Here is a 24,925-nt window from a genome sequence, read left to right as displayed (position 1 = left end):
GGGTCGCACTGTAGGTCGAGGCTCTTTCTCCCGTTCAGGAATGGGCAAGTGGAGGGCGCGGAGACGGCCCGAGAGACATCGCCAGCTCCGACAGAGCCTTCTCCAAGCCGCGCAGATGCGCGAGGGCCGACTCCGTCTCGTCCTGCTGAGGCATCTCGCCGGAAGCGGACGCGACTCGTCTGCGCCCCAGGTCGCCGGCAGTGAGTGATTCCACCGCTGCCTCGGCGCGCCAGCAGGCAGCGACCAGACGCGCGTCGTGCGACGCGACAGGATCGGCAGCAACAAACACCAAGCCCCGCACTTCGCGGGCGCAGTCGTCGAGCAGCTCAATGACCTGGCGGGCACGGGCCTTCCGAGCACGGAAGGGAGCCAAGGGGTGCATCAATGGAGCAAGTGCCATCCGTACCCGGCCGAGCAGCAGCTCCAGCTCAGCGGCGTGCGGGGCAGGGTCGGCCTTCGGGTCTCCAGCGAGGCGAGCGGTCGCCTCCGCCGTGGCAGCGTGCACGCAGTGGAGTGCCCGCTGGATCCAGGCCTCGTTCGTGGCGTGCGTGGTGACCGGCAGAACCAGGGTCACGGCCAATGCGGCACACAGTGCGCCCACACCGGTCTCTGCGAGACGGAGCCCCAGCAGGCTGGGGTCCAGCACGCCCAGCAGGCCGTAGAGCAAGCTGACCATGACCGTCACCGCCAGCATCATCCAGGAATACGAGACGGCGGCGGTGTAGAAGATGCCGAAGACACAGACGGCAACCAGGGCGGCCGTTGGTGCGGGCGCGCCGTGCAGCGGGATGGCGATCAGCAGGCCGACGGCGATACCGATCACAGTTCCGAGGATCCGGCGGAATCCACGGACCAGGGTTTCGCCGCGAGAAGCCGTGTTGACGAAGATCCACCAGACAGTACCGACGGCCCAGTACCAACGCTCTTCTGAGAGCAGCTGGCCGATCAGAAGCGCTAGAGCCGAGGCAGCAGTGGCCTGGAAGGCTTGCCGGGTGGTGGGCCGCGCCAATCCGCTGCCGGGCAGGGCCGGGGGAGCTGCCGCGGGTGGGGTGTGCCGCTCGATGGGCCAGAGAACGAAGCGCGTGGCGCCGGCCGCGAGGAGGGCAAGGCCCACGGCGGTGTACAGCTCGGGCAGCTGAGCGGGCACCGCGTGCAGGAACTGCGCGATGAAGAAGTTCATGAACGCGAAGATCCCGAGCGCGTGGCCCCGCGGGCCCCAGCGACGGGCATAGACCCCACAGAAGACGACGGCGAGGAACGCGGCGTCACGGGCCGGGGTGATGCCGTGCAGTGTGGTGGCGAGCGCCAGCACGGGGAATCCGGCCATGGGAAGCAGGGCGGTGGTGATCCGCTGGTCACGGACGGTCGCATCGGTGACCGTGAAGAGGGCGAGCAGTGCCGCGAGCCCTCCGGTGATCGATGCGGTGAGCGACAGCCTGCACAGTCCCGAAACGGCGACGGCGGCGGAGACACCGATGACAGCGCGAGTCGCGTTCCGCAGCCTCAGGTGCCCCGGGTCCGGAGCCACGAACATCCTCTTCACGGCGGTGAGCCGCCCCCCTTGCGGTGGTACGCGTCCCGCCCACGGTTGTCCCGGGTGGCGGACAACAAGCAGGCACGACGAGGCACCGCGGTCCGGACCGGCCTCGTCGCCGTCCGGCGCTACGCGGCGCCGCAAGTACATGGATAGGGCAAAGATAACCACCTTCGGGCCCGCTGGCTCAACTGTCCTGCCATTGACTGCGCCAATGGCACAGCTGATCAGTCCTGGATGTCGGCCGATGGTAGGCCAATGGATCAGACGTTACCCAGCCCCAGGGCCGCAGGTGGCCTGCCTCATCCGACACTGGTAGCCACGCGGTAGCCCATGAAGACGTCGCGATCGCGGCTCACAGCGAGCCCATCCCTCCAGCGCCCGTGAACCGACCGTCCATAAACCTCACCCGCACAGGCAGAGGCACGTCCCGATACTCGCCCACCTTGCGATGCTTGAACCGCTCGTACTGACAGGGGGTGCGATTGACCTGTTCGGTAATGCGGCAGACGTCGTCGGCGACGATGGTGGGCCACAGCATCGAGGACCGCATGGGCGACATCCGCTTCGCGCTGTTCCACGTCGCCTACGGGTACGCAGCTGCGTACGGTTTCGCCCTTGCGAACTCGGATTCAGCACTTGCCTCGCCAGCACCGGTCCCGCCACCTCGCCGGTGGACATCGGCACGAAGGGCGGCCGACTGACCTTCTCGTCGCACTTCGACGGCTGGGGCTGTGTCCACCTCTACCGCAACAAGGGCGGCAAAGCGGCCTCCGGCGTCCGGCCCGACCCGGCTTACTTCGCCTACTACGCGGGCGGATTCCGGGTCACGAGGGTCAAGCACGACGAGCTTGTGGAGGTCGGCCGCTTCGCTGACGAGGGCGGCGACAACGTCTGGGGCGCGGAGTCCTTCAACTCCTTCGGGAGGGAGTACGTCGCGGCCTCTGACCGTGACTTCGGGCTCTACATCTTCGAGTACACGGGGCACTGAGCCGATCTGAGCGCGGCGGGGCCCTGATGCAAGACGGCACGCGGGACCCCGCCCCGCACCGGGGCTTCCCTACGACTCCGCCCCGACGCCTACCGCGCCGATGCAGGACAGCCCCCGGACAAGACGACGCGCAGCTTCAAACACAGACCGAACATCTTCTTGATCACGACGATTTCAGCAGCCCCCACCCCACACACCGATCGGCAGGGGCGGCTCGAGGGAGTCAGCGAGAGCTCTCCTACGCGCATGAAGCAGAGCATACCCCCTGGGGGTAAGGCGAAAGCATCAGATGCTGCGGTGAGTTCACGAGCCCGCCGCGCACACGATCCTCGTCGCCGAGGGGACCTGGGATGAGGGGGACTGGGCGGAGCTGGAGGAAACGGATCGCAGGATCACCCGGGCGGGTGGTGGATGGACCAGCGCGACGCAGACTGCGCTGACCTGCTCGAACTGCTCGACGCAGCCACCAAGGCGGACCGCGGAACGGAAAACCCGTTCCGATGACGCCGGCGCACCATGGCCGAGGGTCACCGCCCGGCGAGCAGGTGTCGTACTCAAGTGCGTGGTCGACGTTGACCGTTGGGGCGAAGCGACGCATGTGGTGACTCCCTCCTGGCACACCCCGAGCCCACGCGTGCCAGCCCGATCACAGCCGTCCGGCTTCTTCCGCGTTCGTTGGCGGAGACTGTGCGAGGGATGCCTCCCTCCTGCGATCCGCGCGAGCGCGCGACCTGCGTCGGAGCGCGACGACCAGGGCAGTGATCCCGGCCACGATCCACATCAGGAACCGCCCTGTCCGAGGCGCCCGTCGAGCCACGCCCGGGCCGAGACCGGGCGCTCGGCCGCCAGGGTGGGACAGCCCCACACCTTGTCACCCGACCGGATCACCTTGGCCCGCGCCTCCTGGTCCCCGGTCGGCATCACGAACGCCAGTCCGCGGCAGCGCTCGGCCAGGCCGGGGCGCAACCGGCGCACGGCGCGGACCTGCTCGACCGCGTCACCCTCTTGCGAGCCACCCGGGACACCGGGAGGCATCTCCACCATGGCGGCGAATGGCACTCCCCGCCCCAGGGCTTCGTCAAGGGCCTGAATGACAAGTGCGCGGGCCTCGCCGTGCGGCAGGCCCGCCGCACGAATCTCCACCCGGGGCCATGCCGACCATTCGACAGACATCCTTCTCCCCTCGCCGCCGGAGCGTGGCGCCAGCACGTCGCCATCGAGCCTGGTTAGGTGAACCTAAGTCTTGCGGACACGCGTCCGCAAGTGCCTCGCGTACGGTTCCCTCATGAGTTCTTCGGGTGGCAGGACCGCCGAGGCCAAGGAGGCGGCACCTCAACGACGCGCGTGGGGCAGTCTGAGCCGAGAGCAGATCGTGGCAGCCGGCCTGGAAATCGCGCGCGAGGAAGGTATGCAGGCGCTGACCATCCGGCGGCTCGCAGCGCGTCTGAACGCTTCTCGCATGGCTCTCTACCGGCATGTTCCGAACAAGGAGGCGCTGGTGGACCTGGTCATGGACGCCATCGCCGAATACGACCTGGTACCACACGGAACCGGCGAAGGGCCCTGGCAGGCGCGTCTGCGCTCGATCGCCGACAGCATGCGCCGGGAGCTGACCGCTCGGCCCGGAATGGTGGACGTACTGATGGTTCATGCCCACCACGGTTCCGGCGCGCTGCACCTCGTCGATTCGGTGCTGGCCGTCCTCGCCGACGCCGGCCTCGACGAGCGCCAGGCGGTGCGCCACTACCTGATCTTCGTCGACCTGGTCTTGGGCCGTCTTCATCGGGAACTGCACGGTGACCCCGTCGACAACCACCGCGAGGCCAGTGTGCTCGCCCTGGCCGAGGAAGAGGGATCCGGCGACTATCCGCATCTACGCGCCGCGGCTCATCACCTCAGAGAGATGTCGTCGACGCAGGTCTTCGACGCCGAGCTCGACATGCTCATCCTGGCCATCGACGCCGCCGCGGGCCGCAGATGAGCCCACGCCGGGCGCGAGCCGTGACGTCACGGCTCGCGCCCGGCCACCGGGGACTCGGGGTTCCTCAGCGCGGCGAGCAGGGTGCGCTCCAGCACGGAAGGGGCCTCCTTCGCCCGCAGACGGCGCCCCTCGGTCTCGGTGACCGTGGCGTGCAGCAGGCTGTAGAAGACCGTGACCAGCCAGGTGCGGGGGACGTCGGTGCGGAAATAGCCTTCCTCCTGCCCGCGTGCGATGAGGCGTTCCACTCGTTCCAGGACCTTGCGGTGCTGCCGACGACGACGCGGCTCGCCGACCAGGCCCGCGGAGGCGGTCACGAGGAAGGAATGCTGGTCGAGAAGACGCCAGCAGGAGCGCACCATGCGGACCATCGCCTCATCGGCGGGCCCGGTGTCCAGGTCCTGGGCCTCCAGCGCCATGTCGGCCTCGCTCACGGAATAGCCGAGTACGGCCTCGAACAGATCCTCACGCGAGGGGAAGTGCGCATACAGCGTCACCCGGCTGACGCCCGCGGCACGCGCGACCGCGGTCATGCTCGCATTCGGATCCTGGCGGAAGCACTCGAGTCCGGCCGCGACGATGGAGGTGATGCTCCGCTCGGCGTCGGCGCGTCGTCGAGTGGCTCCGGAGGCGTCGGAGGACGACGCGGACACGCCGCCCTGCTGCACGGTGCGGCTGGGGGTCCTACGCATGCTGGGAGCCTACGGCAACGCCCCCGTCCTCCTCCAGGACGGCCGTCGCGGCCTCATCGGACCCTGCCATCGAGCCGCTCGCCGGCACGAGGTGTCCTGAGACACTGCGCAACTTCTCGCAGGTCTCCTCGAATTCGCGCTCCGGGAGGGAATCGCCGACGATGCCCGCGCCCGCACGCAACCACGTGCGGCCTTCCCGTCGGTAGACGGTGCGCAGGACCAGGGCGGCATCCAGTTCGCCTTCGCTTCCCACCGTCAGGACTGCGCCGCTGTAAAGCCCCCGTGGCTCCGCCTCGTAACGGCGGATCACGTCGTACGCCGCGATCTTCGGCACGCCGGACGCCGTCACGGCCGGGAACACGGCGGAGAGTGCGGACCAGGGGCCTTCCGTGCGGTCGGCGAGGCCACCGGTGACGCGGGAGGCGATGTGCTGGACACTGCCTCGCTGCTTGATCTGCATGAACTCCTCCACCCGCACAGATCCCGGGATGCAGACGGCAAGCATCTCGTCCCAGGCGACCTGTACGGAGATCGCGTGCTCGTAGATTTCTTTGGCATCGGTGAGCAGTTCGGAGCGCAGGCGCGCGTCCCGGTCGGCGTCGCCAGTCAGGGCCCGTGTGCCGGCGAGCGGCTGGGTGGAGACAGTGCCGTCCGCGGCCACCTCGACGACCGTTTCGGGGCTGAATCCCGCCGCCTGCAGCCCGCCGAGATTCAACAGGAAGGACCGCGCCGGACTGTTGGCCCGGCGCCCCGTCACATACGTGCCGACCACATCGATGTCCTGCTGCACCTCGACGGTCCGGGAGAGGATGACCTTCCGCAGGTCACCGCTGCGTATGGCGGACACCGCGGCGGAGACGGCCTCCTGGTAGGAGTCCCGCCCGCGGCCCGTGACATCGACAGGGAGCGTGGACGGCGGCACCGGCCCGGAACCGCGGACACGGCCGGCCAACACAGCACGGACCTTGTCCGCCGCGGCCCGTTCGGTACATCGGATGAGTGCCTCTCCCCCGCGTAAACGCACCTCCACAGCGGGGATGAACAGGTGCAGCAGCGGTTCCTCGGGCGACGTCCCCTCTTTGTCCTGCACGCCGGCGAGAGCGTACGACAGCTCGAACGACGCCCACCCGTAGGCACGCCAGTCGGCGAGCGGCAGGCCTGCCAGCAGCCGACGTACCTGCCGCAGCGGTTCGTCCGTCCACGGCTCGGTGGTCCGTTCCGCACCCGTCAGCAGGACGACACCATCTCGCGAGAGGGTGAGCTCGGCCTCGGCTCCCGCCGCGTAGCACCACTCGTCCTTGCCCTCGTACACCATGTAGTGCTCGTAGGGGCCGCCGCGGGCCAGGCGGGCGGTGAGGAGCAGGGGGTCACCGCCCTGGATCGGCACGGTGTGTTCGACATAGTGCTGCCGCTGGGCCATGGCTGTCCTCCGGTTCGTCAACGGTCTGGTCCGATCGCCGTCGCGCGGTGGGGGGTCATCGGGAGGTGGCGTCCGGCCACGCCACGCCGAGCTGCTCGGCGACGGCCTGGGCGAGCGCGCGCTTGTCGACCTTCCCCACACTCGTCAGCGGGAAGGAGTCGCGGATCTGCACCACGTCGGGGATCTTGTACGCCGCGAGCCCTCGGTTCTTGAGGAAACCGGCCAGGTCGGAGGCCTCCTCGTGACCGGCGCGCAGAATCAGGCAGGCGCAGGTGCGCTCCCCCAGATACTGGTCCGGGACGGGAACCACTGCGGCGTCCAGGACCGCGGGGTGCGCCCGCAGATGGTTCTGCAGTTCGTCGGCGGAGACCTTGTCGCCGCCCCGGTTCACCAGGTCCTTCTCACGACCCTCGACGACGAGCCGACCCTCCGCGGTGCGTCTGACCAGATCGCCGGTGCGGTAGAACCCGTCGGCCGTGAAGGCCCGGAGGTTGTGCTCGGGTGCGCGGTAGTAACCGCGGAGGGTGTACGGGCCGCGGGTGAGCAAGCTGCCGACGCTGCCGGGCGGGACCTCTTGGTCCTCCTCGTCGACGATACGTATCTCGTCGTCGGGGCTGAGTGGGAACCCCTGCGTGGTGGCGGCGGTCTCCGGGTCGTCCCCGCGCCGTGTATAGCTGAGCAGCCCCTCGGCCATGCCGAACACCTGCTGCAGTTCGCAGCCGAGAGCCGGGCCGATGCGCTGTGCCACGTCCGGGGAGAGCCGGGCGCCACCCACCTGGAGAAGTTCCAGGCTTCCGATGTCCGCTGTGCTCCATTCAGCGGCTTGTGACCACAGGGCGGCCAACGGCGGCACCACTGCCGTGACGGTCACTGCGAACTTCTCGATGGCGGCGAAGGCGACCTCGGGGCTGGGTGAGGGAGACAGGGCGACCGCGCCGCCCGCGTGCAGCACACCGAGAACGCCGGGGCAGGCGAGCGGGAAGTTGTGGCCCATGGGAAGAACCGCGAGGTAGACACTGCGCTCGTCCAGACGGCAGACCTCGGCGCTGGCACGGAGGTTGTAGTGGTAGTCGTCGTGGGTCCGGGGGATCAGCTTCGGCAGACCCGTGGTGCCGCCGGAGACGAGGAGCAGCGCCGGTGCGCCGGCGTCGGGCGCGCGCAGCGGGCGCGGGGCGGCGTCGACATGGCGCAGGTCCGTGTACGGTCCGGGTTCGCCCACGACGAACACGTGCCGCAATGAAGGGGACTTGGACAGCACTTCGGCGGCCAGTTCCCGGTAGTCGAAGCCGCCGTGCGGGTCCGTGTCGGGGATGACGTACGCGACGGCGTCCGTGCTCCGGCACAGATGCACGGCTTCGCTTCTGCGATAGGCCGGCAGCCCGAGAACGGGCAGGGCACCGAGCCGGAAGAGGGCGAACAGCAGCGTCAGGAACTCGGGGACGTTGGGCAGTTGGACCACGACTCGGTCACCCGCCCGGACGCCCATGTCCGCCAGTCCGGCGGCGAGCCGGTCGCTGCGGCGGTCCAGCTCGGCGTAGGTCCACATGAGGTCGTCGGCGAGCAGCGCCCGGGCCTCGGGACGCTCGTCCGCCGTGCGGCGCAGCAGTTCGCCCAGCGGCCGTCCCTGCCAGTGGCCGGCACTTCGGTACCGTTCGGCGAATTCCTCGGGCCACGGAACGAAGTCCATGAACAACCCACCCCTAAATCAACTCTTACCCGCGAACCAAACTCTTACTCGGTCGTAAAGTATAGGAGTTCATCGAATGCCCCAGGTCAATAATGAGAAGGTAAACAATCGGCAAAGCAGCAGCAATGAGTGCCCGTTTTCCAGTGGTATTTATCTGCCTATGACAGACAAGTCGGACATACCCCAGACGGGTACTATCCCTTTGAGCACATTCCTTTGATCGCGCCGCATCAACCTCTTACTCTGAGGCGACGAATTTCCCATCCGCGTCCATTCACAAATCGCCTGCAAATCTGTCGGTGAAGCACCGAAGAGAGGACAGCGATGACGCACCACGCACCCGACGCAGCGCGCCAGATCCGCACAGCCGTGTCCGAGGTACTGGGCCTCCCGCCCGACGCCCTGGCCGACGCGGACAACCTGATCTCGCACGGGCTCGACTCGATCCGCACCATGGCGCTCGTCGGACGCTGGCGCTCCGCCGGAGCCGAGGTCGACTACGAAGAGCTGGCCAGGGAACCGACCATCGAGGCCTGGACGAGACTGCTCGCGGAGCGCCTCGCCGGCACCCCGGCGCCGGAGACCGGTCATCGCACCGACGGCGGGGACACGCCGACCGGGGTGAACAGCGACGAAGAGGCCGCCTTTCCGCTCACCCCGGTGCAGCAGGCGTACTGGATCGGGCGCCGGGACGGCCAGCCCCTCGGTGGCAACGGATGCCACGCGTACATGGAGTTCGACGGTCGCGACGTACGCGCCGACCGTCTCGAAGCCGCCGTGCGCACCCTCGTGGCACGCCACGGAATGCTCCGGGCCCGGTTCGGGGACGACGGGACGCAGCGGGTGACGCCCACCTCGCCATGGCCCGGGCTGACCGTGCACGACCTGCGGGAGCTGTCCGCTCACGCGACGGAACGCGCCTTGCTCGAGGTGCGGGAAGAGCTGTCCCATCGCCGGTTCGACGTCTTCGCCGGCCATGTCTTCGACGTTCAGCTGTCCTTGTGTCCCGCAGGGACCACCCGGATCCATGTCGGGATCGACCTGCTCGTCGCCGACGTGCTGAGCATCCAGCAGCTGCTCGCCGAGATGGCCCTGTACTACGCGCAGCCGGCTGCGGAGTCCGATTCCGCGCCGGGAACTCCGTACTCCTTCCACCGCTATCTGACCGATCTCGCCGCACGACGCAGTGCCTCCAAGGAAAAGGCCCGCACCTACTGGCAGAGCCGACTCCCCGACCTGCCGGGCGGGCCGGCACTGCCGCTGGCCGTGGACCCGGATCAGGTGGAGCGGCCCCGGTTCGCCCGTCGACTCGCCAGGCTGACGCCCGACGCGTGGGAGGGATTCTCGCGACGGGCCCGCGCGCACGCGGTGACCCCCGCCATGGCGCTGGCCGCCGCCTATGCCGAGGTCCTGGGAGCCTGGAGCTCCCAGCAGTGCTTCGCCCTCAACCTCCCCCTCTTCGACCGGCAGCCCCTGCATCCCGACGTCGGTGCACTGGTCGCCGACTTCACCAACCTCGTGCTGGTGACCGCGGACACGTCCGACGAGGCGCCGTTCGTCGACCACGCCAGGCGGCTGCAGAGTCAGTTCCAGCGCGACGTGGTGCATGCCGAGTACTCGGCGGTCGAGGTGCTGCGCGATCTGGCACGCGCCCGGCCCGGGGAGCGGGCGGCCGCTCCCGTCGTGTTCGCCAGCAACATCGGATCCGAGTTCATCGGCGAGCAGTTCCGCAGCACGCTCGGTGAGTTCGGCTGGATGGTCTCCCAGACCCCGCAGGTGTGGCTCGACCACCAGGTGTACGAGGACGCCGGGGGGCTGCTGCTGGCCTGGGACGCCGCGGAGGAACTGTTCCCGCCCGGCTTGATGGACACCATGTTCGGCGCCTACGAACGACTCGTGCGGAACCTCGCCACCACGGACGACGCGTGGTCGTCCCCCGTGCCCGCTCTGCTGCCCGACGGGCAGCGTTCCGTCCGGGAACGGGTCAACGACACCCGGGCAGCCGAGCCCGGACGGCTGCTGCACGACGCCGTGGTGGAGACAGCGCTCCTGCACGGGCAGCGCATCGCGCTGCGCTGGGGCACGGACGGACGCATGACGTACGACGAACTCCTGCGGCGTGCTCTGGCCGTGTCACGGGAACTGCGGGGGCACGGGATACGGCCCGGTGAGCCGGTCGGCGTCATCCTCGACAAGGGCTGGGAACAGGTCGTCGCCGTCCTTGGCATCCTGCTCGCAGGCGGCGCCTACCTGCCGGTGGACACCAACCAGCCTCCGGCCAGGCGCGACATCATGCTGGCCGACGCGGCGGTTCGCGTGGTGCTCACGCACTCCCGGTCGGCCGCGGCAACGGGCATTCCCAGCAAGCCCCACACGCTGGACGTCGACACCCTGGAACCGCCGGCCTCCGCGATGGAACTGTCCTCCTCGCCGGCGAGCGGAGACGATCTCGCCTACGTCATCTACACCTCGGGGTCGACCGGCCGTCCCAAAGGCGTGATGATCAGCCACCGCAGCGCGGTGAACACCGTCATGGACATCAACCAGCGGTTCGGAATCACCGACGCGGACCGCGGGCTCGCCCTCGCCGCTCTGGGATTCGACCTGTCCGTGTACGACATCTTCGGCCTGCTCGCGGCCGGTGGCAGCCTCGTCCTGCCCGACCCCGAACGGCGTGGTGATCCCTCGCACTGGGCGGAGCTCGTCGCCCGGCACGGTGTCACGGTGTGGAACTCGGTGCCGGCCCAGCTCCAGATGCTCCAGCACTTCATGGAGAGCGAACCGGAGCTGAAGCTTCCCACGCTCCGGCTGGCCCTGCTGTCCGGAGACTGGATCCCCGTGAACCTTCCCGACGCCGTACGCCGTCGATGTCCCGGCCTTGAGCTGATCAGCCTCGGCGGCGCCACCGAAGCGGCGATCTGGTCGATCTACCACCCGATCGGCGAGGTGCCCCCCGGGTGGCGCAGCATCCCCTACGGCAAGCCGCTGGCGAACCAGACCTTCCACGTGCTGGACGCGTCTCTACGTGATCGCCCCGACCTCGTGCCCGGCGAGCTGTGGATCGGAGGCATCGGCGTCGCCATGGGGTATCTCGGCGACGAACAGCGCACCGCCGAGCGGTTCGTCGTCCGTCCGGCCACCGGCGAACGGCTCTACCGGACCGGCGACCTGGGACGCTACCTGCCGGACGGCACCATCGAGTTCCTCGGTCGTGAGGATTCGCAGGTCAAGGTGCGCGGACATCGGATCGAACTGGCGGAGATCGAGGCCGCGCTGCTCTCCCACCCGGACGTCGGAACGGCGGCGGTCGTCGTGGACGGCGCGGACTCGGCGAACCGGCGTATCGCCGCCGTGGTGACCGGCAGGCGCCGTGAGGACGCCGCCCCGGTCGCCGATGTCGCCGACCGGCTCGCCACAGCGGCCCACGCGGCAGGCGTCCGAGCCGTGGAGCGGGCCGGACTCGGGAACGTCGAGGCCCAGCTCCGGCGACTGAACCACGTCGCCTTCACCGCCATGGCGGCCGCGCTGCGCACCCTGGGAGCCTTCCCACCGGGCGCTGAACCGCCCACAGCGGAACAGGCGGTGCGACGCGCAGGGGTGCCCTCGCGATTCCACCGCATCGTCCGGCGCTGGCTCACGGCGCTCGAAGGCGAGGGCCTGGTACGCCAGGACCCAGCCACGGGCCGCTACTCGCGTCTCATGCCGGCCGACGCCGGGCTGCTCGCCAAGGAACTGCAGCAGCTGGAGACCGACGGGTGCGCACCCCTGTGGCCCGCGCCCGTGGTGCGGTTGCTCACGCAGAGCATGCGGCACCTGCCCGAGCTGTTGCGCGGAGAGCTGGACCAGGTCCGGCTGTTGTTCCCCGACGGTGAGCTGAACTCCGCACGGGCGCTGTACGCGGACAACGCGATCATGCGGTATCTCAACCGTGCCGCGGCCGCCTTCGCCGCCGCCCTCACCGCGGCCGCCGCACCGGGGCGCCCCCTACGCGTCCTGGAAGCCGGAGCCGGCGTCGGGGCCACCACGGACCAGATGGTCGCGGCGCTTCCCTCGAGCACGGGCGTGGAACCCGACTACCTCTTCACGGACGTCTCGCACTTCTTCCTCAACGAAGCACGCGCCCGCTTCGCCGCCCACCCATGGCTGCACTACGGCCTGTTCGACCTCAACGCCGACTTCCGCAGCCAGGGCCTGCGACCGCAGAGCTTCGACCTGATCGTGATCGCGAACGCGTTGCACAACGCACGGGACATCGACACGGCGCTGGCCGGGCTGCGGGGACTCCTCGCGCCCGGCGGCTGGTTGGTCTTCACCGAGCTGACCGTGGACCGGCCCGACCTGATGACCTGGATGGAGTTCCTCATCCAACTCGAGAGCGACACGCCAGGTGAGGAAGGCGACTTCAACGACCGGCGCCGGGGGCGTGACCAGACATTCTTCGGCGTGGACGAGTGGTGCACCGTGCTCACAGAGGCAGGCGCGCAGGCGGTCGTCGTACTCCCCGAGCGCGACGGGGACCTGGGCTCGTTCGGCCAGCACCTGATAGCGGCCACCTTCAAACGGGACCAGGCGGACATCGATCTGGAGGACCTGTACGACCACCTCGCCGCACAGCTGCCCGAGTACATGATCCCCGCCCACATCGAGTCGGTGGAGGCCCTGCCGCTCGGTGCCAACGGCAAGGTCGACCGCAAGACCGTCCTGACCTGGGTCTCCGACGCCCGCCCCGAGGACGCGGTGCGGTCGGCGCCGCCACTGGACGAGCTCGAACTCCGCCTCGCTCGCATGTGGGAGGAACTGCTCGCCGTGCACGGTGTCACACGCGACGACGACTTCTACGAACTCGGCGGGGACTCCCTGCTCGTCGCCCAGTTCATCAGCCGCCTCCGCAAGGAGGTGCCCGCGGCCGGTGCGATCTCTTTCGACGAACTGCTGCGGACCATGGTGCGCCGCCCCACTCTCGCGGCGGTCGCCGAACGACTGCGGCAGGCCGACACGGAGGAGCCGCTTCGATGAAGAGCACGGTCACCGGGCTCACCGGACTCGCACAGAAGTGGCTGCGGTGCCCCCGGCCCCGGCGCCGCCCGCGGCTGCGCATGATCTGCTTCCCCCACGCCGGCGGATCGGCCCGCTTCTTCTACCCGTGGCTGAGGGAGGTGCCTGCCACAGTGGAGTTGCTCGCCGTTCAGTACCCCGGCCGCGACGACCGTCTGGACGAACCTGTTGTGGACCGGATGGAACTGCTGGCCGACCCGCTCGGCGAGGCCGTCGCGGAAGTCGCCGACGTGCCGCTGGTCCTGTTCGGGCACAGCATGGGTGCGTCCGTCGCCTTCGAAGTGGCACGCCGTCTCGACCACCGGTCCCCGGACCTCGTGCACCACCTGTTCCTCTCGGCGCGTCCCGCTCCCTTCACCGCGGCTTCCGCCTCGTCCGTCGAGCCGCGTGACGACGAAGCCCTGGTGAGGGACCTGGCCCAGCTCGGTGGCACGGACCCGACGCTGTTCGACGACCCGGAGATACGTGCCGCACTGCTGCCGGCCATCCGCGGCGACTACCGGTTGATCGAGCGCTACCGCTACCGCCCGGGGCCTCCGCTCTCCTGCCCGACGACCGCCCTGGTGGGCAGCCACGACCCCGAGGTGCCCCACCGGCTCGCCGAGGAGTGGCAGGCGTGCACGACCGGGAGTTTCTCGCTGCGGTCCTTCCGGGGCGGTCACTTCTATCTGACCGAGCGCCGGACCCAGGTGATCGCCTACCTGCTCACCACCCTGGGAGTGCGTGGTGACCTCCGCGGCGGTTCGGCCTCGACACCCTGACAGCGAAGCTGTCGTGCGACCCAGGACCGGCAATCAGCATCCGACCGATGTTCATGGAGGACGTGTGAGCGGGCTCGGCCCAGACGGAAACGAGGCGGAGCGCACACCGGGGAACGGCGGTTCCCGGTGACGGATCCACTGGACAAGCCCCGCGAGTCGTGCGGCGTGGCCGGTGCCTGGGGCCCGGCCACCCCGGTCCTGCGCACCCTGCTGATCGCACTCCAGCACCGGGGCCAGCAGAGTGCGGGCATCGCCGTCCGCCGAGGCCCGGCCATCCAACGCCATGCCGGACCCGGCCGGGTGACGGACGTCTTCCCGGACTCGGAGCCGCATGCGCTGAGGGCCGCGTCCGGCGCCATCGGACACGTGCGGTACGCGACGTCCGGCGGCGCGGGCCTCGACGGCGAGCTGGCCCAGCCGATCGTCACGGGCGGGCCGGGCGGCGCCATCGCGCTGGCGCACAACGGCACGCTCGTGAACATGAAGGGAGCCCGGGCGGCGCTCGGGCTGTCCGCCGGGGCCACGGACACCGCCGTACTCGGCGCACTGCTGGCCTCGGCCATGGAGAGTGGTGCCGTAACCCTGTCCCAGGCCCTGCGCCACGTCCTTCCCGCGATCACGGGCGCGTACTCGCTCGTCCTCATGGACGGCCACCACATGTACGGCGTCCGCGACCCGCAGGCGTTCCGCCCCCTGTGTCTGGGCCGGCTGGCGGACACCTGGCTCCTGGCCTCGGAATCCGCCGCGGTGAGCGCGGTGGGAGGAACGTTCGTCCGGGAACTGGAACCCGGCGAGGTGCTGGAGGTCGGCAGCGACGGCATCCGCAGCAGCCGACTCGACGTGCCGGGGGCACGGCGTGCGACCTGTCTCTTCGAGCACGTGTACTTCGCCCGCGCCGATTCACGCATCGGCGGCCGGAGTGTGTACGAGGCACGATACGCGTCCGGCCGGGCACTGGCCCGCTGCGCGCCTCCTCCCCAGGACGCCGATGTCGTGGTGGCCGTGCCCGACACCGCCCGGGTGGCGGCCGACGGCTACGCCTGGCAGGCGGGGCTGCCCACCGTGCAGGGGCTTCTGCGGCACGAAGGGGTGGGCCGCTCGTTCATCGCGGGTAATCGAGCCCGCCGCGATGCGGCTGTCCGGCAGAAGCTGACCGCCGTATCCTCCGCCGTCGCCGGACGCACCGTCGTCCTCGTCGACGACTCGATCGTGCGGGGCACCACCATGGCCACGGTCGTCGCCCTGCTCCGTGCGGCGGGGGCGCGTGCCGTCCATCTCCGCATCGCCTCCCCACCACACCGGTGGCCCTGCTTCTACGGCATCGACACCGGACGCGGGGACACGCTGCTCGGCGCCGAAGTGCCCTCGGGCCGGCTGGCGGCTCATCTGAACTGCGAGAGCGCTGAGTTCCTGCCGCTCGACGCGCTGCTCGACGCGGTAGGCGGTACCTCCGACACATACTGCACCGCTTGTCTCGACGGCCGGTTCCCCACCGCGGTGAACCTCGCGGACGAATCCACGGTGCACCCGCGGTGACCGCCCCGCCGTACATCGGCTCGTCCCATCGCCATGGAAGGAAGAGAGCATGGGCACTTCACTGCAGGTACGCGTTCTGAACCTTCTCTCCTCCGCCGGACGCCCCATGCCGGGACGGGAGGTGCAGGAGCGGCTCAACGAGGACCGGGAGGAGCGACTCGCTTACACGACGGTCCTGACGGTGCTGACCAGGCTGGTGCAGAGCGGTGCCGCCCACCGCCAGCGCCGTGGACGGCACTACGTCTATCACGCCACGTGCCGGGACGAAGTGGGCCTGGCCGTCCGAAAAGTGTTCACCAGTTTCGGAGTCGACGCGGTGGCCCACTTCGTGGACCAGGCGTACGCCGATCCCGCGCTGCGGGCGAAGCTTCGCCTGGCCGTCGACGGGTCGGCGCTACGACACGAATCCTCCTAGGGTGTCCAGGGCCCGCTCGCTGAGCCGCCGCACCGTTTCCTGCGACAGGCGTCCGCTGTCGTACCACCAGTCGACGTGGATCCGCCCGGACTGCCGGTAGGTGCGCACATCGAGCGCATGGCCCCGGCACACCGCGGGTTCGCCCATGGGCGCCTCGGTCGGCCGCACGAGCTGTAGCGGTGTGCGACGTTCGATCGTCGCGGGGAGCAAGCCGCTGTCGGAGAAGGTCACCTCGGCGGCCGGTAGCGCCCTGAGGGCTGCGGCGGTCTGCGGGTGGAGGTGACGCAGCACGCCATAGTGCACACCGTTGTAGGGGATGTCGTCGAGAGCCTGGCGGGTCTCGCTCAGCAGACCCGCCACATCGGCACGGTGGCGACCCATGACGAGAGGATGCGTCGAGGCGCAGCGGCCCACGGTCCGGCTCAGGTCGATGCCCGCGAAGTCACCGCCGCGGGCACTGGTCGCGATGTCGATGAGGGCGCTCTCGCCATCCGTCTCCGTGGAGAGCGCGTGCGACAGTGCCGCGAGCACCAGGGGTCCCGCGCTCATGCGCCACTGCTTCTGGACCGTTCGCAGCGCGCCCGTGAGACTCGGATCGAGCGTGTTGCGCACCAGGCGTACTGCATGCCGGTCGGCCGGCGCCGTGGCCGTCTGCGCGTCTGCGAGCCTCGCCTCCATGTCCGCCCGGCGGGCCAGGTCCAGCCAGAAGGGGCGTTCCAGCAGCACGGCGTCGTCGAGTGCCCATGTTGTCAGGCAGTCGGACCAGGTCTGCCACGACGTGGCGACCGGGGGCAGATTCACCGGTCGCCCGGCCAGCAGCTGCCGGCACGCGGTCGTGAGGTCCTCGGCGAGAAGGCGCTGCGAGACGAGGTCGGTCACGGTGGCATGCACGAAGAGCACCAGATGACGGGGGCCGTCCTTGCCTGCGTCGACGAGCACGGCCTCCACGGCGGCGCGCTTTCCGGGCACCCGGCCCCGCCGCGCCTCGGCAGCTGCGGCGGCGACCGTCGTCTCGAGGTCGTCGGAGCCGCCTTCCTCTCGCGAGACGAGCGTCAGCAGGAGACCGGCGGGTTCCGCCCACCGCTGCTCCCACAGTCCGGACCGCTCGACCAGCTCGGTGCACAGCGCGTCGTGATGGCCCACGGCTCGCCGGAGTGCTTCCTCCAGCACGTCCGCGGTGACCTCCTCGCCGACCCGCAGGACCAGGGGAACATCGAGGTCTGTCACGACCTCAGGGTCGGTGGTGAGCTCCAGCTGAGCCGGTACTTGAGGGAGCACCTGCGCCTCGGACACCTTCGCGGCAGGAGCGGCCACCGAAACCGGTCCCCTCTCCGGTCCGGCCGGGTGGGGGCCCACCGCGTCGGTCAAGGCACGCAGAGTGGGATTCTGGAAGATCACGCGTGGGCTGAACCGGAGCCCGGCCGAACGCGCACGACCCGAGACCTGCGCGGCCATCACGGAGTCACCGCCCAGCAGGAAGAAGTCGTCGTCGGGTCCGATCGACTCGATCCCGAGCACATCGGCCCACAGCGCGGCGAGGATCTCTTCGGTCGTCCCTCCACCCGCAGCCGGGGACGCGGCCGTGCCCGTGGTCGTCGGCTCCCGCGGACCCAACGGCTCGGCGTCCGCGTACGCCGACTCCAGCCAGTGCCGCTTCCGCTGGAACGGATACCCGGGCAGGGAGGTCCGATGGTGACCCGCCCGCAGAGGAGTCCAGTCCACGGCCACTCCGCGCGTCCAGAGCCGTCCCAGGGCCTCCCGGAAGGCCTCCAGATCGTCACCGTCCTCGTCGGAACCGGAGAGGAGGTGCAGGTCGGCACGGGGCTCGGATCCCGGTCCGGCGTGCACCAGCAGAAGACGTGTGTCGGCGAAGGCCGTGTCGAGGGCCGAATCCCGGCGTGTGGGCGCGCCCAGCGCCGACCACCGACCGCGATCGGCAGCCTCGGCGGGGCTCAGCCAGGTGCCGGTCGCCGCGGAGAGGAGGGGGAGGGTCGGCTCCGCAAGCGTGCTGTCCGTCATGTCCCCCGACCGATTGTCCACGGCTGTGTCGGATGCGCACCGCCGGGCGACGAAGCCGATGGCGTCCGCGAGACTCATCACTCCCGCCACGTGGGCGGCGACGTACTCGCCGACTCCTGCGCCGGCGACCGCCGCCGGGCGCACGCCCCATGCTCCCAGCGTGCGGGCCAGCGCGTGCTGCACGCAGAACGCCCGGGCTTCCGCCGCTTCGGGACTGTCGAGATCGGCTGAGAGCTTGTCGGCGAACAGCCTGGCGCAGTCCTCGAAGTGCCGCGCGAAGAGGGGGTCGCCCGCGCGGAGTCCCGCCGCGACGTTGGGAGGGGCTTCCTCCGCGCCGGAGAACACCAGCATCACGTCAGGTTCCTCCTCGGCGGACTCGCCGAGACTGCCGGCATCGGCCCGCAGGAACGCCGCCGCTGCCTGCGCACCGTCCCGGGCCACCACGGCCCGGCGGTGGCGGAACGCGCGGCGCCCCTCCGCCAGGGTGAGGGCGGCATCGGCCAGGTCCGTCTCCGGCCGCTGCCTCAGATGGGCCGCGAGCCGCGTGCTCATGTCCTCCAGGGCCGGCCGGGTCCGCGCGCTGAGTACGAGCACCTGCGGCTGCGGGTGGACGGCTGCGGGCGAGTGCGCCGCGCGCTGCGGCGCCTCCTCCAGCACCACGTGCGCGTTGGTGCCACCCGCGCCGAGCGAGGTGACCCCGGCGATCCGGGGCCGGTCACCGGCCCACTCGGTCAGCTTGTCCTGGATGAAGAAGGGGCCGTCCGCGAGTTCGAGTTCGGGATTGGGCTCGGTGAAGTGGAGGGTCGGCACGAGCGTGCGGTTCTCCAGGCACAGCACGGTCTTGATGAGGCCGACGACACCGGCCGCGGTCTCGCAGTGGCCCACGTTCCCCTTCACCGATCCGAGTCCGCACCAGGCGGCCTCTTCCGGCCGCTCGCCGAACGCCCGCCGAAGAGCGGCCACTTCGACCGGGTCACCCAACGCGGTGCCCGTTCCGTGCGCTTCCACGTATCCGACACTGCGCGGATCCACCCCGGCGACAGCGAGGGCTTCGCGGATCACCGCGGCCTGCATGTCGACGCTGGGCGCGGTGTAGCCCATCTTCAGCGAGCCGTCGTTGTTGATGGCCGAGCCGCGGATGACGGCCCTGATGTCGTCGCCGTCGGCGAGGGCGTCGCTGAGGCGTTTCAGCGCGACCACTCCGCCACCGCTGGTGAAGACCGTGCCGCTGGACTTCGCGTCGAACGGCCGGCAGTGGCCGTCCTGCGACATCACCGAGTCCAGGTCGCGGAAGTAGCCGACACGGTGCGGGACCTTGACGGACATACCGCCGGCCAGCGCCATGTCGGACTCTCCGCACAGCAGGCTCTGGCATGCCAGGTGCACGGCTGTCAGCGCGCTGGAACACGCCGTCTGCACGCTCAGCGCCGGGCCGTGCAGGTCGAAGGCGTGCGCGATCCGGGTCGCGTAGAAATTGACGTCGTTCGCCGACCACAGCGACATCTGCGCGGAGGACGTCCCCGCGCCGAGCAGGACGCGCGGATCGTGCCGGGACAGCACGTGGTAGGGGTAGTACCCGCACGCGGATCCGGAGACGAAGACGCCGATCGCACCGTCGTGACGTCCGGGATCGCACCCGGCGTCCTCGAGCGCGTGCCACGAGCACTCGAGCAGCAGTTTCAGCTGCGGATCCATGGTGGCCGCGAGGCTGGGCGCGAAGCCGAAGAACTCAGCGTCGAACTCCTCGATCCGGTCGAGGGTTCCGGCCCGTCGCATATAGGTGGAATCACCGAGAACGGAGTCGGGTACGCCCTGTCGACGCAGTTCGGCGTCGTCCAGGGTCTCCAGGCATTCCCTGCCCTCCGTCAGGTTCTTCCAGAAGTCGGCGACGGTGGGCGCCATCGGAAAGCGGCCTGCCATTCCGATGACGGCGATGCCCTCCGGCGGGTCCTCCATGGCGTCCGTGTCCTGTGTACGTCCGGCGTTCATTGCGGCCTTCTCCTCCTCGCCTGCTTCGCCATCCGTGTACGACGGCTCCGGGACCGCTGCTCGGCCTGTTCCCGGGCCCGGTCCGCCGCCTGCCCCTGGGTGTCCGTCAGCTCGGCCGAGATCTCGGTGGCCAGGTCGGCCACGCTTGAGCCCTGCAGGAGGCGGGATACGGGGATGTCGAGCCCGAAGTCCTCCCGGACGGCGTTCTTGATCCGTACGGCGGCCAGGGAGTCGAGCCCCAGGTGGACCAGAGGTTCGCCGAGCGGCAGGGACGTGCCCGTATGCCGGAGCACCGGGCGGATCCGCTCGCTCAGCCGGTCGGTGACCGAGCGACGCATCTCCTTGTGGTTCATACGGCGAAGCGCCTGAAGATCGAACGGGGCTGGACCTGCGAGGTCCCGGGCGAATCCTGAGACGGCCCGTGCGAAGTAGGAGGAACCACGGGTCTCGGGGAACACCGTGAGGTAGTCGTGCCCGAGGCGGACCACACCGGACTGGGTGTGTCCGCCGGTGATCAGTTCCTCCAGCGCGGCGAAAGCCTCACGGGGGCGAATCTTGCCCAGGCCGCTGATCCGTGCGTCGCGCGCTCCGCCGATCTCGGCCCAGGGCCCCCAGTTGACGGACAGCGCGGGTCTGCCCTGTGCGTGCCGCCACCAGGCGATTGCATCCAGGCAGGCGTTGGCGGCTGCGTAGTTGCCCTGTCCGGGCGAGCTCAGCAGCGCGGCGGTGGACGAGTAGCCGATCCACCAGTCGACGCCGGCCGCCGGTGTCGCGAGGTGCAGTTGCCATGCGCCGACGGCCTTGGCCGACCAGACAGGGCCGATCCGCTCGGCGTCGAGGTCGGTGAACAGGACGTCGTCGGTGAAGCCGGCGGCGTGCACGACGCCGCGGATGCCGGCTCCTTCCTCCGCCGCGGCCTCCATCAGCCGACGGGCGACGCCCGGAGCCGCGATGTCACCGAGGACGATCAGGACACGGGCCCCCAGGGCCCGGATCTCCTCGATCTGCCGAATGGTGTCGGGGCCGGGCTCGGTCCGCCCGTTCAGCACGATGCGTCCGGCACCGCGCTCGGCAAGCCAGCGGGCGGTGGCCAGTCCCAGCCCTCCTGTGCCTCCCGTCACGACGTAGGCTCCGTCGGACCTCACGAGAGGGCCTCCCGCAGCGGCGGGCGGGGCCTCGGACAGCGGGGTGAGGCGGGTGACATGGCGTTCACCGTTGCGCCACACCACCTCGTCGTCGGACGCGTCGGCACACAACTCGCGTACCAGGTCGGCCGGATCGGCGTCCGGGCCGAGATCCACCAGGGTGGGCCGCAGGCCGGGGTGTTCGGCGCGCAGGGACCGGGTCATGCCGATCAGACCCGCCTGGGCCGGGTCGGCAGGGGCTTCCGCGAGGGGTGGACAGGCACCACGCGTGACGACGTACAACCGCGGCGGTCGTGCCGTGTTCGCGTCGCGGGTCAGTCCGTTGGCGAGATTTACCAGCTGGAGCAGGCGTTCGGCGTCCGTCTCGCGGGGGCCACCGGGGTCAGCCGACCTCGTGGACTCCCAGCCGATCAGCACTACTCCCCCGACGGACTCCTCGTCCGCCTCGGCGCCGCCTGCCGGCGGGGCGGGGGCGTCCCGCAGCGGCCGCAGACCGGCCCGTTCCATCTGCGTCAGCAGGGCGGTGCGGAACGTCTCGTCCCCTGCACCGCCGTGCACCAGCCAGGGGCCGGACGGCAAGGGGCCCGCGTCCGCCGGCAGCGGGGCCTGCTCGTGCTCGAGCGTGTAGAGCAGCCCGCTCAGGGCCGGGGGAAGGCCTTCCTCGTCGATGTGGCGGAACTCCACGCCCCGGAACTCCGCGACCAGGAGGCCGTTCTCGTCGTGGACGTCCATGTCGGCCATGCAGCCCTGCTCGGTGTCCTCCACCCGGGCCCGGCACAGGAGGCTGTCGGTCAGGTCTCCGGCCAGCCGAAGCCGGCCCACGCCCGTGGGGAGGCAGACGCGGCCGGTGTCCCCCACGGCCGCCAGGGCGATCCCGTGCAGGCAGGCGTCGAGCAGCGCGGGGTGGATGTGCATGCGGGGGTCGGGCTGCGCGGGCGCCGGCCGGCTCACGCGACTCACGGTCAGGGCACCGGTGATCGACAGGTCGGTGAGGCCGGCGAACGCCGGTCCGTGGTGGAGCCCGGCTGCGCGCAACCGCGGGTAGACCTCGGCGGGGCGAAGAACGGGGCCCGTATCGGCGGTCGGCGGCTCGTCCTCAGAGGCGGGTTCCTCTCCGCTGCGCAGAGCCGTCCGCACCGTGGCGTGCACGACGTCCGTGTCACCCTGCCGACTGGTGATCTCCACCTCTGCCTTGCCTTCTCCGATGACCGTGAGAGAGGTCGTCACCGTCACCGGTGCGGCGAGGGGGAGCAGCCTGTGGAAAGCGACGTCGGACAGGACGATGTCCTCCGGTTTCGCCTCGAACACCTGACATGCGGTGGCCAGGGCCATCTCGCAGTAGCCGGTTCCGGGCAGGACCGGCAGCTCGTCCAGCCGGTGGTCGCCGAGCCAGGGGAGCCGCGAGGTCTCGAGCGTCGTCTGCCACACATGACGAACCGGCGTTCCGGGCAGCCGGATGTGCGCTCCCACCAGCGGGTGTGAGCGTTCGGGGGCGGCTCCGGCACGCCAGGCGACCAGCTGGCGCTGCCCATGGTCCCAGGGCGTGGTGGGCAGATCCACCAGTCGGCCCGTCGGGTAGGTCCGGGCCCAGTCCACGTCGATGCCGCGGCAGTGCGCGCGGGCGAGTGCGAGCGATACGGCGTCCTCCGCCGGCGCTTCTCTGCGCAGGGTCTCCCAGACCGCAGTGCCGCTCACCGCCGTGTCGGCGAGCGTGTCGGCGAGGGACCGGACTGCGACAGGGTGGGGGGACACCTCCACAAAGGTGCGCAGCCCGTCCGCGACAGCGGCTTGGACCGCGTCGAGAAAGCGAACCGGTCGGCGTACGTTGGCTGCCCAGTACGCCCCGTCGAAGGCCGGTGTGGACCGCGGGTCCGGCAGGGTCGTGGAGTAGAACCTGACCGAGGGAGCCGTCCCGGCCACATCCACGAGCCGGGCGGTCAGTTCGGGTACGACCCGGTCGGCGAACCGGCTGTGCCCCGCGGCGTTGCCTCCGCGTACCGGATAGGTGGCGATGCCGTCCGCCTCGCAGGAGGTCAGGAATGCCTCCACTGAGCTGTCGTCCCCTGCCACGACGGTGGCGCGTGTCGAGCTGTATACGGCGATCTCCACGCCGGCTTCGGCACGCAGCCTGCGCTCGACCTCCGCGGCGGGCAGCTCCACGACGGCCGTGGTTCCGAGGCCGAACATCCGCCGCTGCATGACGTCGGAGCGCTGAAGGACGACGTGCGCCGCCTGACTCAGGGTGAGGCCGCCGCTCACCACTGCGGCGGCCAGTTCCCCCATCGACTGGCCCATGACGGCCGCCGGCCGGATGCCGCGGTCCTGCAGTACGGCGGCGATGCCCACCTGGGTGGCGAACAGGGCCGGCTGGACGTATGACGCGTCCACCGACGAAAGGTCGTTGTGGGTGAGCAGTTCGCGCAGCGAGCCGCGGTCCTCGGCGCGAAAGACCGGCTCGAGTTCGTCCACCACGGCGCGGAACGCCGGTTCCCCGAGGAGGTCGCGGCCCATCCCCTGCCACTGCGAGCCGTAGCCGGAGAAGACGAACACCACCCCGTGTGGCGCCTGCTGCGGGACGTCGGCCATGACGATTCCCTGCGCACCGTCGCCGGCCGCCAGGGTGCGGAGCCGGTCGACGAGTTGTGCTCGGCCCTGGGCGAGGACCGCGGCGCGCACGGGGAGGTGCGTGCGGCGCCGGGCGAGTGTGTGGGCCACGTCCCCGAGGGATGCGTCGGCGCCGTCCGTCCGAAGCCAGTCGGCGAGCCGGGCCGCCCTTGCGCGCAGTCCCCTCTCCGTCCGGCACGACAGGGCGAAGAGCAACGGACGCCCGTCTGATGCCTGTTCGCTCATCACAGGTACTCGGCCTGTTCGCTCAGCTCGGTGTACCAGTCCAGGAGCGGCAGCACGTCCTCCCTCTCCCCCGGGGGCAGAGTGAAGACGCACCGGCTCACGCCGGCCTCGATGCAACGTGCGACCGCCTCTTCCTCCGGTGGCACCTCCACGACCGTCACCGGAACCGGCCCCAGGCCCAGTTCGGCGGCCTGCTCGTTGAGCTGGGCGACGCGATCCGCGAGGTTCTCGCCCTCCAGGCCGTACATCGGCATCCACTCGGCCCGGGCCTCGGTCACCCGGTCCAGGGCCCTGCCTCCCGTCAGCCCCATGAGGATCGGAGGATGCGGCCGCTGAGCCGGTTTGGGGAGTGACACGATGGGGTCGAACTTGACGAACTCCCCGGAGTACGCGGCCTCGTGCTCGGCCCAGATGGTCCGCATGACCTCGAGGTACTCCATGAGGCGCGTAGTCCGGGTGGCCGGGTCGACCCCGTGGTTGAGGAGTTCCTCACGGACCCAGCCGGTGCCCACGCCGAAGAGGAAGCGGCCCTGTGCGAGGACGTCGATGCTGGCGACCTGCTTCGCCAGGACGATGGGGTCACGTGTCGGCACCACACAGATGCCGGTGCCGATCAACAGCCGGGTGGTCGATGCGGCGATCGCGGACAGCGCCACGAAGGGATCGAGGCCCTGCATCGCCTCCGGGACGACGGGCCCGCCGTCCGGACGCTCGCTCTCGATGTGCACCGGCATATGCGTGTGCTCAGGTACGAAGAGGGAGTCGAAGCCGCGCTCCTCCGCCTGGCGACCGAGCTCCCGGGGGTCGATGGAGAAGTCGGTGACAACGGACAGCAGTCCGAACTTCATGAACA

Annotated in this window: 15 protein-coding genes and 1 pseudogene; 7 read left to right on the top strand and 9 right to left on the bottom strand. The window is 70.2% G+C overall.

Annotated elements, in window-relative coordinates; all coding sequences use genetic code 11:
- Nucleotides 1-34 precede the first annotated feature (34 nt).
- Nucleotides 35-1,534 (bottom strand): FUSC family protein, encoded by a 1,500-nt coding sequence (locus ACZ49J_RS19300; RefSeq protein WP_467449753.1) that lies wholly within the window; start codon nucleotides 1,532-1,534, stop codon nucleotides 35-37.
- 355 nt (nucleotides 1,535-1,889) lie between these two features.
- A complete protein-coding gene (locus tag ACZ49J_RS19295) occupies nucleotides 1,890-2,075 on the bottom strand; it encodes a hypothetical protein (RefSeq protein WP_468349539.1) in 186 nt (61 codons plus the stop codon).
- A gap of 132 nt (nucleotides 2,076-2,207) precedes the next feature.
- Here ACZ49J_RS19295 and ACZ49J_RS19290 point away from each other — a divergent pair, with 132 nt between their 5' ends.
- Nucleotides 2,208-2,525, top strand: a complete 318-nt coding sequence (locus tag ACZ49J_RS19290; RefSeq protein WP_467449421.1) for a hypothetical protein — start codon at nucleotides 2,208-2,210, stop codon at nucleotides 2,523-2,525.
- 313 nt (nucleotides 2,526-2,838) lie between these two features.
- Nucleotides 2,839-3,029 (top strand): annotated as a pseudogene (locus tag ACZ49J_RS19285) (hypothetical protein); the annotation flags it as partial.
- Nucleotides 3,030-3,305: 276 nt separating this feature from the next.
- Here the strand turns inward: ACZ49J_RS19285 and ACZ49J_RS19280 are convergent.
- Nucleotides 3,306-3,698: a hypothetical protein gene (locus ACZ49J_RS19280; RefSeq protein WP_467449420.1), complete on the bottom strand. Its 393-nt coding sequence runs from the start codon at nucleotides 3,696-3,698 to the stop codon at nucleotides 3,306-3,308.
- A gap of 199 nt (nucleotides 3,699-3,897) precedes the next feature.
- Here ACZ49J_RS19280 and ACZ49J_RS19275 point away from each other — a divergent pair, with 199 nt between their 5' ends.
- A complete protein-coding gene (locus tag ACZ49J_RS19275) occupies nucleotides 3,898-4,506 on the top strand; it encodes a TetR/AcrR family transcriptional regulator (protein WP_467449418.1) in 609 nt (202 codons plus the stop codon).
- 26 nt (nucleotides 4,507-4,532) lie between these two features.
- Here the strand turns inward: ACZ49J_RS19275 and ACZ49J_RS19270 are convergent, their stop codons facing one another.
- The 3 genes from ACZ49J_RS19270 to ACZ49J_RS19260 are packed head-to-tail and all read right to left on the bottom strand — an operon-like array spanning nucleotide 4,533 to nucleotide 8,302.
- Nucleotides 4,533-5,195 carry a TetR/AcrR family transcriptional regulator gene (locus tag ACZ49J_RS19270; RefSeq protein WP_468349535.1) on the bottom strand — a complete coding sequence of 221 codons (663 nt, stop codon included), beginning with the start codon at nucleotides 5,193-5,195 and terminating at the stop codon, nucleotides 4,533-4,535.
- On the bottom strand, nucleotides 5,188-6,615 hold the full coding sequence (locus tag ACZ49J_RS19265) for a salicylate synthase (protein WP_467449415.1): 1,428 nt from the start codon (nucleotides 6,613-6,615) through the stop codon (nucleotides 5,188-5,190). Before ACZ49J_RS19265 ends, ACZ49J_RS19270 begins: the two co-directional genes overlap by 8 nt.
- A gap of 55 nt (nucleotides 6,616-6,670) precedes the next feature.
- Nucleotides 6,671-8,302, bottom strand: a complete 1,632-nt coding sequence (locus tag ACZ49J_RS19260) for a (2,3-dihydroxybenzoyl)adenylate synthase (protein ID WP_467449414.1) — start codon at nucleotides 8,300-8,302, stop codon at nucleotides 6,671-6,673.
- A gap of 324 nt (nucleotides 8,303-8,626) precedes the next feature.
- Here ACZ49J_RS19260 and ACZ49J_RS19255 point away from each other — a divergent pair, with 324 nt between their 5' ends.
- From ACZ49J_RS19255 to ACZ49J_RS19240, 4 genes are all read left to right on the top strand, one after another.
- On the top strand, nucleotides 8,627-13,318 hold the full coding sequence (locus ACZ49J_RS19255) for a non-ribosomal peptide synthetase (protein ID WP_467449413.1): 4,692 nt from the start codon (nucleotides 8,627-8,629) through the stop codon (nucleotides 13,316-13,318).
- Complete coding sequence (locus ACZ49J_RS19250) at nucleotides 13,315-14,118, top strand: thioesterase II family protein (protein WP_467449412.1); 804 nt, start codon at nucleotides 13,315-13,317, stop codon at nucleotides 14,116-14,118. Before ACZ49J_RS19255 ends, ACZ49J_RS19250 begins: the two co-directional genes overlap by 4 nt.
- Nucleotides 14,119-14,244: 126 nt before the next feature.
- The gene (purF, locus tag ACZ49J_RS19245; protein ID WP_467449411.1) at nucleotides 14,245-15,654 is read left to right on the top strand and encodes an amidophosphoribosyltransferase; all 1,410 of its coding nucleotides are present in this window, start codon (nucleotides 14,245-14,247) and stop codon (nucleotides 15,652-15,654) included.
- A gap of 49 nt (nucleotides 15,655-15,703) precedes the next feature.
- Nucleotides 15,704-16,069, top strand: a complete 366-nt coding sequence (locus ACZ49J_RS19240; protein ID WP_467449409.1) for a BlaI/MecI/CopY family transcriptional regulator — start codon at nucleotides 15,704-15,706, stop codon at nucleotides 16,067-16,069.
- Here the strand turns inward: ACZ49J_RS19240 and ACZ49J_RS19235 are convergent.
- The 3 genes from ACZ49J_RS19235 to ACZ49J_RS19225 are packed head-to-tail and all read right to left on the bottom strand — an operon-like array spanning nucleotide 16,049 to nucleotide 24,920.
- Nucleotides 16,049-20,077: a type I polyketide synthase gene (locus tag ACZ49J_RS19235; protein WP_467449407.1), complete on the bottom strand. Its 4,029-nt coding sequence runs from the start codon at nucleotides 20,075-20,077 to the stop codon at nucleotides 16,049-16,051. The two genes, ACZ49J_RS19240 and ACZ49J_RS19235, sit on opposite strands and share 21 nt — an antisense overlap.
- The gene (locus ACZ49J_RS19230) at nucleotides 20,074-24,072 is read right to left on the bottom strand and encodes an SDR family NAD(P)-dependent oxidoreductase (protein WP_467449406.1); all 3,999 of its coding nucleotides are present in this window, start codon (nucleotides 24,070-24,072) and stop codon (nucleotides 20,074-20,076) included. Before ACZ49J_RS19230 ends, ACZ49J_RS19235 begins: the two co-directional genes overlap by 4 nt.
- Nucleotides 24,072-24,920 carry an LLM class F420-dependent oxidoreductase gene (locus ACZ49J_RS19225; protein ID WP_467449405.1) on the bottom strand — a complete coding sequence of 283 codons (849 nt, stop codon included), beginning with the start codon at nucleotides 24,918-24,920 and terminating at the stop codon, nucleotides 24,072-24,074. The genes ACZ49J_RS19230 and ACZ49J_RS19225 overlap by 1 nt, the downstream gene beginning before the upstream one ends.
- Between the last annotated feature and the right edge of the window lie 5 nt (nucleotides 24,921-24,925).

Source organism: Streptomyces sp. NPDC030840, assembly GCF_055572015.1.
The sequence above is the reverse complement of the archived record's forward strand: the minus strand, read 5'-3'. Positions and strand labels throughout refer to the sequence as shown.

What these genes read in the sequence shown, in the direction of transcription:
- ACZ49J_RS19300 (WP_467449753.1), bottom strand. Translation starts at nt 1,534, where the DNA reads ATGTTCGTGGCTCCGGACCCGGGGCACCTGAGGCTGCGGAACGCGACT.
- ACZ49J_RS19295 (WP_468349539.1), bottom strand. Translation starts at nt 2,075, where the DNA reads ATGCTGTGGCCCACCATCGTCGCCGACGACGTCTGCCGCATTACCGAA.
- ACZ49J_RS19280 (WP_467449420.1), bottom strand. Translation starts at nt 3,698, where the DNA reads ATGTCTGTCGAATGGTCGGCATGGCCCCGGGTGGAGATTCGTGCGGCG.
- ACZ49J_RS19270 (WP_468349535.1), bottom strand. Translation starts at nt 5,195, where the DNA reads ATGCGTAGGACCCCCAGCCGCACCGTGCAGCAGGGCGGCGTGTCCGCG.
- ACZ49J_RS19265 (WP_467449415.1), bottom strand. Translation starts at nt 6,615, where the DNA reads ATGGCCCAGCGGCAGCACTATGTCGAACACACCGTGCCGATCCAGGGC.
- ACZ49J_RS19260 (WP_467449414.1), bottom strand. Translation starts at nt 8,302, where the DNA reads ATGGACTTCGTTCCGTGGCCCGAGGAATTCGCCGAACGGTACCGAAGT.
- ACZ49J_RS19255 (WP_467449413.1), top strand. Translation starts at nt 8,627, where the DNA reads ATGACGCACCACGCACCCGACGCAGCGCGCCAGATCCGCACAGCCGTG.
- ACZ49J_RS19250 (WP_467449412.1), top strand. Translation starts at nt 13,315, where the DNA reads ATGAAGAGCACGGTCACCGGGCTCACCGGACTCGCACAGAAGTGGCTG.
- ACZ49J_RS19240 (WP_467449409.1), top strand. Translation starts at nt 15,704, where the DNA reads ATGGGCACTTCACTGCAGGTACGCGTTCTGAACCTTCTCTCCTCCGCC.
- ACZ49J_RS19235 (WP_467449407.1), bottom strand. Translation starts at nt 20,077, where the DNA reads ATGAACGCCGGACGTACACAGGACACGGACGCCATGGAGGACCCGCCG.
- ACZ49J_RS19230 (WP_467449406.1), bottom strand. Translation starts at nt 24,072, where the DNA reads ATGAGCGAACAGGCATCAGACGGGCGTCCGTTGCTCTTCGCCCTGTCG.
- ACZ49J_RS19225 (WP_467449405.1), bottom strand. Translation starts at nt 24,920, where the DNA reads ATGAAGTTCGGACTGCTGTCCGTTGTCACCGACTTCTCCATCGACCCC.